Below are 8,184 nucleotides of genomic sequence, written 5' to 3' on the forward strand. Positions count from 1 at the left end.
CTGCTTTGCCCGCGACCTTCGCCCTGGATATAACCCATAAACGACAATGCCCCTATCAACCGATAGAGGCATTGTCTTCAACTCACCCTCGGACTGCTAGGTTTTCACACAGTCTGCAAGCGGCCGGTTTTTTATGCGTGTGAAAGTCTCGGACGAACGGTCATGGGCTAGCGATCACCCCTTGCAAGGCGCGTGACGCCCGGCGCCAGGGTTATAGGGTAATGGAGAAGAGTTCCATATCCGTGCAAGCGCGCTTTGATGTTTCTTTAGAAACAAGCGATCTAAAAAACTAACCCGCTCCCTCTACAGTCAATACATACGTCATCGGATTTTTGCCGAGGCATTGGGGACGAGCGGCGCCCATCAAAACAATCAAAAGGCGAACGGCCATGTTCAAGAAACCGAAATTCCGCCAGGCGGGGCTTATCCTCTTCGCAACCGCCGTCTTGCTGATTCTTCCCAACCTGGGCCGGATGATCGGCTGATCAGGCGACCCGCGGCATCCACCAGGCCAGGATCAGCGGCAACCAGCCGATCGCCAGCAGCGTCGAGCACATCACCAGGCTCGCCACTTGCTCCGGCGAGCGATTGGCGCGCACCGCGAACAGGTAGTTGAATACCGCCACCGGCATCGCCGACTGCACCACCAACACGGCGTGCGTCAGCGGCTCGAGGCCCATCGCTGCACCGATACCCCAGCCGACGCCAGCCCCCAGCACGATACGCAACGCTCCCAGCACCAGCCCGGAACCCAAGTGATGCAGACGAATGCTGGCCAGCGAAACACCCAGGGTCAGCAGCATCAGCGGAATGGTCATGCCGCCCAACAGGCCGACGGTGTTGGCCAGCCAGCGCGGCAATTGCAGATCCATGAAAATCATCGGCAGCGCCAGCAGCAGGCTGATCATGATCGGGTTGCGCAGCAGATCCTTGATGGAGGCGGCGTTGCCCGACAAGGCGATACCGACGCTGAACTGCATGACCGACAGCGTCAGGAAAAAGGCCACAGCCAGCGCCAGGCCGTGTTCGCCGAAGGCATACAGGCTGATCGGCAAGCCCATGTTGCCGGTGTTGGGGAACAGGAACGCCGGTACCAGCACCTTCCACTGTTGGCGAAACAGGCGGCTGAACAACACGCCGAAAAGCCCCATGCAGGCGGTGACCAGCACGCAGCCCAGGGCCATGCTGGTAAATGCGTCGGGATCGAGATCGGTACGACTCAGGGTCGCCAGCACCAGGCTTGGCGTGCCGACGGTCAGCACCAGACGGGCGATGAATTCGGTGGGGTAAGCCTGGCCGCTGCGGGCCCAGGCATAACCGATGCCGGAGACGATGATTACCGGCGCCAGAACAGCGAACAATTCGGCCAGCATGGCCTTTCCCTTAGGGCAAAGCAGCCATGCTAGAAGCGATCATCCCTTCATCGCAAGCCATGTCGGCATCAACGGGCGCGAATGACGCGCCCTCTCCGCTCACTGCGCCTGCGCGCTCAGCAATGGCTCCACATCCACCCGCGCCATCATCCGCTCGCTGCCGCCGCCGCGGCGCATGCCGCGCACCGGACAGGCGTCCAGGTAATCCAGGCCGATCGCCAGCTTCAGGTGACGTTCGGGCCGGGCCAGGCAGTTGGTCACGTCGAAGCTGTACCACGCGCCGTCCAGCCAGGCTTCCGCCCAGGCGTGGCTGGCCAGGTGATCCTGATTGTCAGTGACCAGGTAGCCAGAGACGTAGCGCGCCGGAATACCGAGGCTGCGCGCGCAGGCGATGAAGGCGTGAGCGTGATCCTGGCAGACACCCTGGCGCCCGGCGAAGGCTTGCGCGGCACTGGTCTCGACGGCGGTCGCACCCGGCTGGTAGCGAATATGGTCGTTGAGGCCGTGCATCAGGTCGATCAGCGCGTTGCGGTCACGACGCTGGGCGCATTGCATCCAGGCGAAATCCCGCAGCGCCGCATCCGCTTCGGTCAGCTGGGTGAAGCGCAGGAACGGCAGTGCCGACTGGCTCTCGTGCTCGGCATCGCTCGACTCGTCGATCTCGACCAGCCCCCGGGCGCCGATGACGATCGATTCGTGGGGTTCGTCCAGGGTCAGCACATGGAGGATATTGCCGTAGGGGTCACGCTGTGCGCGAACCGGCCGGGGCAGATCCAGCTGCCAGTCGAGTATCTGCTGGCGTGGGCTGTCGTGAGGCGTGAGGCGCAGGTATTGGATGCTGGCCCGCACCTGGTCCTCGTAGTGATAACTGGTGTTATGACGAATGGACAGTCTCATGCGACCTCCAGATAAGACGTGTGGATGGCACCGCCGAGCAGATGAATCTGCTCGATGAAATCGGTCAACCAGGCGTGCAGCCCTTCGTCCAGCACCTCGTCGATGCTGGTGTAGCGCAGCCGCGCATTCAGTTCAGCGGCCAGGCGCTGGGCTGGCCTGCCGTTGTCACCCGGCAACCCGGCGAGCATCTGATACAGCTCATCCATGCAGGCGCTCAGGGAGCGTGGAACGTCGCGGCGCAGCAGCAACAACTCCGATACCTTGCGCGCGCCAGGCGAGCCGCGATAGACCTCCGCGAACGCCTCGAACGAGGACAGTGCGCGCAGCAAGGCACTCCACTGGTAGTAGCTATGGGCGGGCCGGCCATCAGCATCGTCGATGTCCTCGCCGAGCAGTTCGTAGCGCGCGTCGAGCAGGCGCAAAGTGTTGTCGGCACGCTCGATGAAGGTGCCCAGGCGGATGAAACGATAAGCCTCGCCACGCACGATGGTGCCGAAGGTAGCGCCGCGAAACAGGTGCGAACGCTCCTTGACCCACTCGCAGAACCGGCTGATGCCATAACGGCCCAGGCCCTGCTCGGCGATGCCGCGGATTTCCAGCCAGGTGGCGTTGATGTTCTCCCACATGTCGGCTGTGATGCGCCCGCGTACGGCATGCGCGTTACTGCGTGCGGCACCCAGGCAACTGTATATGCTCGCCGGATTCTGCGCATCGAGCGCGAAGAAATGCAGCATGCGCTCGGCATGCAGCGCACCGTGGGGTTGCTGGTATTCCTCCAGAGTGCCGGTGATCACCAGCGGCATCGCCAGTTCGTCGAGGCCATCACGGCGACCGTCCTGGGGCATCAGCGACAGTGAGTAGCTGACGTCCAGCATGCGTGCCAGGTTCTCCGCGCGCTCCAGGTAGCGGGACATCCAATAAAGGTCGGAGGCGGTTCTCGATAGCATGCTCAGTCCTCCACCACCCAGGTGTCCTTGGTACCGCCGCCTTGCGACGAGTTGACCACCAGCGAGCCTTCGCGCAGCGCCACCCGAGTCAGGCCACCGGGTACGATGCGCGTTTCCTTGCCGGACAGCACGAAGGGGCGCAGGTCGATGTGCCGCGGTGCGATGCCGTTCTCGACGAACGTCGGGCAGGTCGACAGGCACAGGGTCGGCTGGGCGATGTAGGCCTCCGGCCGGGCGATCAGGCGCAGGCGAAAGGCCTCGATTTCCGCATTGCTGGCCGCCGGGCCGACGAGCATCCCGTAGCCGCCCGAGCCCTGGGTTTCCTTGACCACCAGATCCTTGAGGTTGGCCAGCACGTGGGACAGCTCGGCCGGCTTGCGGCATTGCCAGGTCGGCACGTTCTTGAGGATCGGCTCCTCATCCAGATAGAAACGAATCATCTCGCCGACATAGGGGTAGATCGATTTGTCGTCCGCCACGCCGGTGCCAATGGCATTGGCCAGCACCACGTTGCCCGAGCGATAGGTGGAAAGCAGCCCGGGCACCCCGAGCATCGACTCCGGATTGAAGGCCAGCGGATCGAGAAACGCGTCGTCCAGGCGGCGGTACACCACGTCGACCTGCCTGGCGCCTGCGGTGGTGCGCATGAACAGCTTGTCGTCACGCACGAACAGATCGGCGCCTTCTACCAGTTCGACGCCCATCTCCCGGGCCAGGAACGCGTGTTCGAAGTAGGCGCTGTTGAAGCGCCCTGGCGTGAGCACCACCACGGTCGGGTTGTCGAGCGGGCTGGAGCTCTTCAGGGTGTCGAGCAGCAGGCTGGGATAATGGTCGATGGGCGCGATGCGCTGGTTGGCGAACAGCTCGGGGAACAGACGCATCATCATCTTGCGATCTTCGAGCATGTAGCTCACGCCGCTGGGGGTACGCAGGTTGTCCTCGAGCACGTAATAAGTGCCGTCGCCATCGCGTACCAAGTCGATGCCGGCGATATGCGCATACAGGTCACGGTGCAGATCCAGGCCCTGCATCGCCAGCTGATAGCCCTCGTTGGCCAGCACCTGTTCGGCCGGGATCAGACCAGCCTTGATGATCCGCTGATCGTGATACAGGTCGGCGAGAAACATGTTCAGCGCCTGCACCCGCTGGATGCAGCCACGCTCGACGATGCGCCATTCGCTGGCCGGAATGCTGCGCGGGATGATGTCGAAGGGAATCAGTCGCTCGGTACCCTGGGCGTCGCCATACAGGGTGAAGGTGATGCCAGCACGGTGAAAGAGAAGATCCGCTTCGCGGCGGCGCTGGTCCAGCAGGTCCTGGGGGGTTTCCTGCAGCCAACGGGAAAAGGCCTGGTAATGGGGGCGGCAGACACCATCGGGCAGGTGCATCTCGTCATAAAAGGTGCGGGTCATGCTGTACTCCTTGCAGCCCAGTTCGACCCGATCATTGCAAGCGCCGAGCCAGCGGTTTTATTTCTTCAAGATCAACTACTTATTTTTTAAACCGAAACCGCTTTGCACCATCTTGAGGCGTGTTCCACAGGCGCAGGTGAGCCGCGTGCGCGGTTCCCATGCATCACGTCCATTCAGGCTGGCGAGGCATGTCTGCCCCCGTGAAATTTCAGACAGGCGAGGCGGCAAAGCATTGCACTTTTCTCTCACGCCCTTTTGTCCAGAAATGTCGGCGCGGCAGAAACATTGCCGACGCGTTGCGTTCCCACCTTTGAGAGGTCAGTTTTGCGCCTGGCCGACCCGCTTCTCCGGACAAGGAATGCACGATGAACAGCTTGATACCGCCCTACATTCTCGACCGCATCATCGGCCACGGCTCCGAGCGTCAGCGCGATTGCGCACGCAACACCCTGCAGCATGTCAGCTCGCTCAGGCGTAACTACGGCAAGCCGCGTTCGGCCAGTGCACGTCGCGCGGTAGCGGCCGGCCAACCCGAGCGCAGCATCTTCGATGCCGGGCAGCAGATGCAGCTGCCCGGCCAGCTCGCCCGTGCCGAGGGCCAGCCGGCCAGCGGCGACAAAGCCGTCGACGAGGCCTACGATGCGCTGGGCGCCACCTACCGCTTCTTCTGGGAAGTGCTCGGCCGCCACTCCATCGATGGCAACGGCATCCCGCTGCTGGGCACCGTGCATTATGGTCAGCGCTATGAGAACGCCTTCTGGAATGGCGAACAGATGGTATTCGGCGACGGTGACGGCGAAATCTTCAATCGCTTCACCATCGCCCTCGACGTGGTCGCCCACGAGCTGACCCACGGCGTCATCGACAGCGAGGCGGCACTGGTTTACGTCAACCAGTCCGGTGCCCTCAACGAGTCGCTCTCCGACGTGTTCGGCATCCTCACCAAGCAGTACGCCCTGCAGCAGACTGCCGAGCAGTCGGACTGGATCATCGGTGCCGGGCTGCTGACCGAATCGGTGAATGGCCAGGGGCTGCGCTCGATGTCGGCGCCCGGTAGCGCCTACGATGACCCGCTGCTGGGTAAGGACCCGCAGCCAGGGCACATGCGCGACTTCGTGGAGACCCGTGAGGACAACGGTGGCGTGCATATCAATTCGGGCATTCCCAATCGCGCGTTCTACCTGGCGGCCAAGGCATTGGGCGGCCATGCCTGGGAGAAAGCCGGGCCGGTCTGGTACGACACCCTGTGTGACCAGCGCCTGGGCAACGACGCTGACTTCATCGATTTCGCGCGCCTGTGCGTGGATCGTGCCGAGCAACGCTTCGGCAAGGGCTCGGCGGAGGCCGCCGCGGTGGCCAAGGCCTGGAGTGACGTAGGTGTCGAGGACGTCGCACCATGAACAAGCTACCGCCACTGAGCGACGAGGCGCTGGTACGCATTTCCCGACAGGGCGGCTTCGCGGGCGTCGCCGCGCTCAGTCGCCCGCGAGAGATCGATTTCGCCCAGTGCGACCCGACCCAGCGCGGCCAGGTATGCTCATTGCTGGAAGCCTGCCTGCCCGTTGCCAGCGATGCGGCGGGGCGTGGCGACCAGCGGTTCTATCGTATCGAGCTGCAGACCTGTGCACGCCCTGCGCAGGAGGAACTGGTGCTGAACGTTCCCGAGGAGCAGGCTCCTCGGGATCTGGTGACGCTCTGGGAGAAAGGTCTGTAGTGCTGCCCGGCGCTATTCCCGAGCGCTGGCGGCGCTGATCTGCTGGGTCACGCCCCAGCCATCCAGCTCGCCGCCAAGGGGAATCACCACGGATTCCAGATCCTGGGCGAAGTCGCCGATGCCGGCGGGCGTGACATGCATGACTTTACTGACCTGCAGATACCAGTCGCCCTCGTCACGCTCGGTGACCTGGGCATGCAGGCTTTCGCCACGAAAGTTGCGAGTGGCCTTCAAGGCCTGATCCTGATCGGGGAAAATGGCATAGAACTCGATGGGATGGACGCTGGCGAAATCGAATCCGCCCTCCTTCATGCGGCGCAGAATGCCGCTACCAACATCTTCGTGCAGAATCGTGCTCATAGTTGATCTCCATCGGACGAGGAATTGATACGCCGTCAAACCGGCGATCTGTCTCAACATGCAACACACGGCGCACCGTGATGACGCGAAGGCTCAGGGCCTCCGGTACGAGCTTGGAGGTACGTGCTCAATCAACGCAGCACGCCCTCGAAGAGTAGACCGCAGCGCGCGCCGGGTCATGCAACTATCTTCGTCGCAGCTCGTCGGCCTGCCGCGCCGGCCCACATCAGCGTGCTATACCCGAGAATGAAGCCATCGCCCTGCCGGCGGCGCCAGATCATCGTGCTGCCGGGGGCAAGACCCTCGAGGTACCACACCATGAGTACGCTGCAGTGCACCTACCGCGATCATCACATCAGTGCCGAGGTGATGGAGCACCCCGGTATTCCCACGCCCTGGGCAGGCGGTTGCCGCATCACCACTCCCGACGGGCGCACCACGCGCCGTCTGGCCCTGCCCGTCAACGGCGCCTTTCTCGACGACTTGACCAAGGCCCAACAGGCGTCGATCGCCCACGGCAAGTGGCTGGTCGATCAGCATCTGGATAAAAGCCGGGATCTTTTTCCCGAAAATGTGGCCAAACGCCACGCAGCATGAGACTGCGATGGAAGGCCTGCATACGCAGCGGGCTTTCTGACTGACAACCCGGCATGCAAATGCCCTGATTCAACCAGTCTCATGCCTCATAGATTCGGCCGCACCCAGGTGCGGCCGTTCCCATTCGAGACGAAGGTTGGATTTTCATGGCGAACCGTACGCTTTCAATTTCCGCTGTTGTGATGACCAGTATCCTGGCGCTGAGCGCCTGCAGCGACGCCAGCAAGACCCCCGCCAAAACCGCCTCCGCCGCCCAGAGCAGCCCGCCCAAGCTCCAGGAAAAGGAGGATCTCAGTCCGTTTACCGGTTTTGCCAGCGCCCGCTTCGGCAGCGACGAAACCGCCGTGCGCGCCGCCTGGAAAGGTTCGCTGCGTGACGGTGGGGGTTCGGACACCTGCCGCCAGCTGTTCCAGGAGCCGCGCCCGGCCAAGGGCTTCGGCACCTCGTTCATGCTCGAGAATGGCCAGTTCGTGCGTTACGACATCGACAGCCGCGAACGCAAGGCGCCGCGTGGCCTGCAGGTGGGCAGCAGCTCCCAGCAGATTCGCGCCACCTACCCGGGCCGTTTCGAGGAGCAGCCCAACAAGTACGAGCCAGGTGCCACCGACTTCATCGTCACGCCCTACGTCGATAGCGACGCGCGGCTGGTGTTCGAAACCGATAGCAGTGGCCTGGTGACCCGCTGGCGCATCGGCCTGCCGCCTGCGGTGTTCTACGTAGAGGGTTGCAGTTGAGCACTCACCTGCCCCGATGAAAACCGGCGCCTAGCAGAGCGTGTGAAAAGTCGCTGATGCAGGTAGTGATCCCATCAGACGCCCCGACATTGTTCGGGGCGTTTGCTTTTGTACGATTCGAAAGGTCGCGACCAACCTTTCAAGTGAGCA

General features: G+C 62.9%; 9 protein-coding genes. 4 read left to right on the forward strand and 5 right to left on the reverse strand.

From position 1 onward, the window contains the following. Nucleotides 1-485 precede the first annotated feature (485 nt). The 4 genes from BVH03_RS12925 to BVH03_RS12940 form a co-directional block, all read right to left on the reverse strand. Nucleotides 486-1,373: an AEC family transporter gene (locus tag BVH03_RS12925; RefSeq protein ID WP_075961555.1), complete on the reverse strand. Its 888-nt coding sequence runs from the start codon at nt 1,371-1,373 to the stop codon at nt 486-488. Between the two features lie 99 nt (nt 1,374-1,472). Beyond that, nucleotides 1,473-2,270, reverse strand: a complete 798-nt coding sequence (locus BVH03_RS12930) for a transglutaminase family protein (RefSeq protein ID WP_075961556.1) — start codon at nt 2,268-2,270, stop codon at nt 1,473-1,475. Continuing rightward, nucleotides 2,267-3,217, reverse strand: coding sequence for an alpha-E domain-containing protein (locus BVH03_RS12935; RefSeq protein WP_075961557.1), 951 nt, complete (start codon nt 3,215-3,217; stop codon nt 2,267-2,269). Before BVH03_RS12935 ends, BVH03_RS12930 begins: the two co-directional genes overlap by 4 nt. A 2-nt stretch (nt 3,218-3,219) precedes the next feature. Then, complete coding sequence (locus BVH03_RS12940) at nt 3,220-4,629, reverse strand: circularly permuted type 2 ATP-grasp protein (RefSeq protein ID WP_075961558.1); 1,410 nt, start codon at nt 4,627-4,629, stop codon at nt 3,220-3,222. Between the two features lie 365 nt (nt 4,630-4,994). Between BVH03_RS12940 and BVH03_RS12945 the strand changes: the two genes are divergently transcribed. After that, nucleotides 4,995-6,029: a M4 family metallopeptidase gene (locus BVH03_RS12945; protein WP_075961559.1), complete on the forward strand. Its 1,035-nt coding sequence runs from the start codon at nt 4,995-4,997 to the stop codon at nt 6,027-6,029. Continuing rightward, nucleotides 6,026-6,343: a protealysin inhibitor emfourin gene (locus tag BVH03_RS12950; RefSeq protein WP_075961560.1), complete on the forward strand. Its 318-nt coding sequence runs from the start codon at nt 6,026-6,028 to the stop codon at nt 6,341-6,343. The genes BVH03_RS12945 and BVH03_RS12950 overlap by 4 nt, the downstream gene beginning before the upstream one ends. 12 nt (nt 6,344-6,355) lie before the next feature. Here the strand turns inward: BVH03_RS12950 and BVH03_RS12955 are convergent, their stop codons facing one another. Beyond that, nucleotides 6,356-6,703: a ribonuclease E inhibitor RraB gene (locus tag BVH03_RS12955; protein ID WP_075961561.1), complete on the reverse strand. Its 348-nt coding sequence runs from the start codon at nt 6,701-6,703 to the stop codon at nt 6,356-6,358. Between the two features lie 318 nt (nt 6,704-7,021). Between BVH03_RS12955 and BVH03_RS12960 the strand changes: the two genes are divergently transcribed. After that, nucleotides 7,022-7,300: a hypothetical protein gene (locus tag BVH03_RS12960; protein WP_075930516.1), complete on the forward strand. Its 279-nt coding sequence runs from the start codon at nt 7,022-7,024 to the stop codon at nt 7,298-7,300. A gap of 182 nt (nt 7,301-7,482) precedes the next feature. Beyond that, nucleotides 7,483-8,034 (forward strand): hypothetical protein, encoded by a 552-nt coding sequence (locus BVH03_RS12965; protein WP_075961562.1) that lies wholly within the window; start codon nt 7,483-7,485, stop codon nt 8,032-8,034. Nucleotides 8,035-8,184: the final 150 nt, after the last annotated feature.

Origin of the sequence: Pseudomonas sp. PA15(2017), from assembly GCF_001945395.1 — a bacterium.
Lineage (GTDB): Bacteria > Pseudomonadota > Gammaproteobacteria > Pseudomonadales > Pseudomonadaceae > Aquipseudomonas.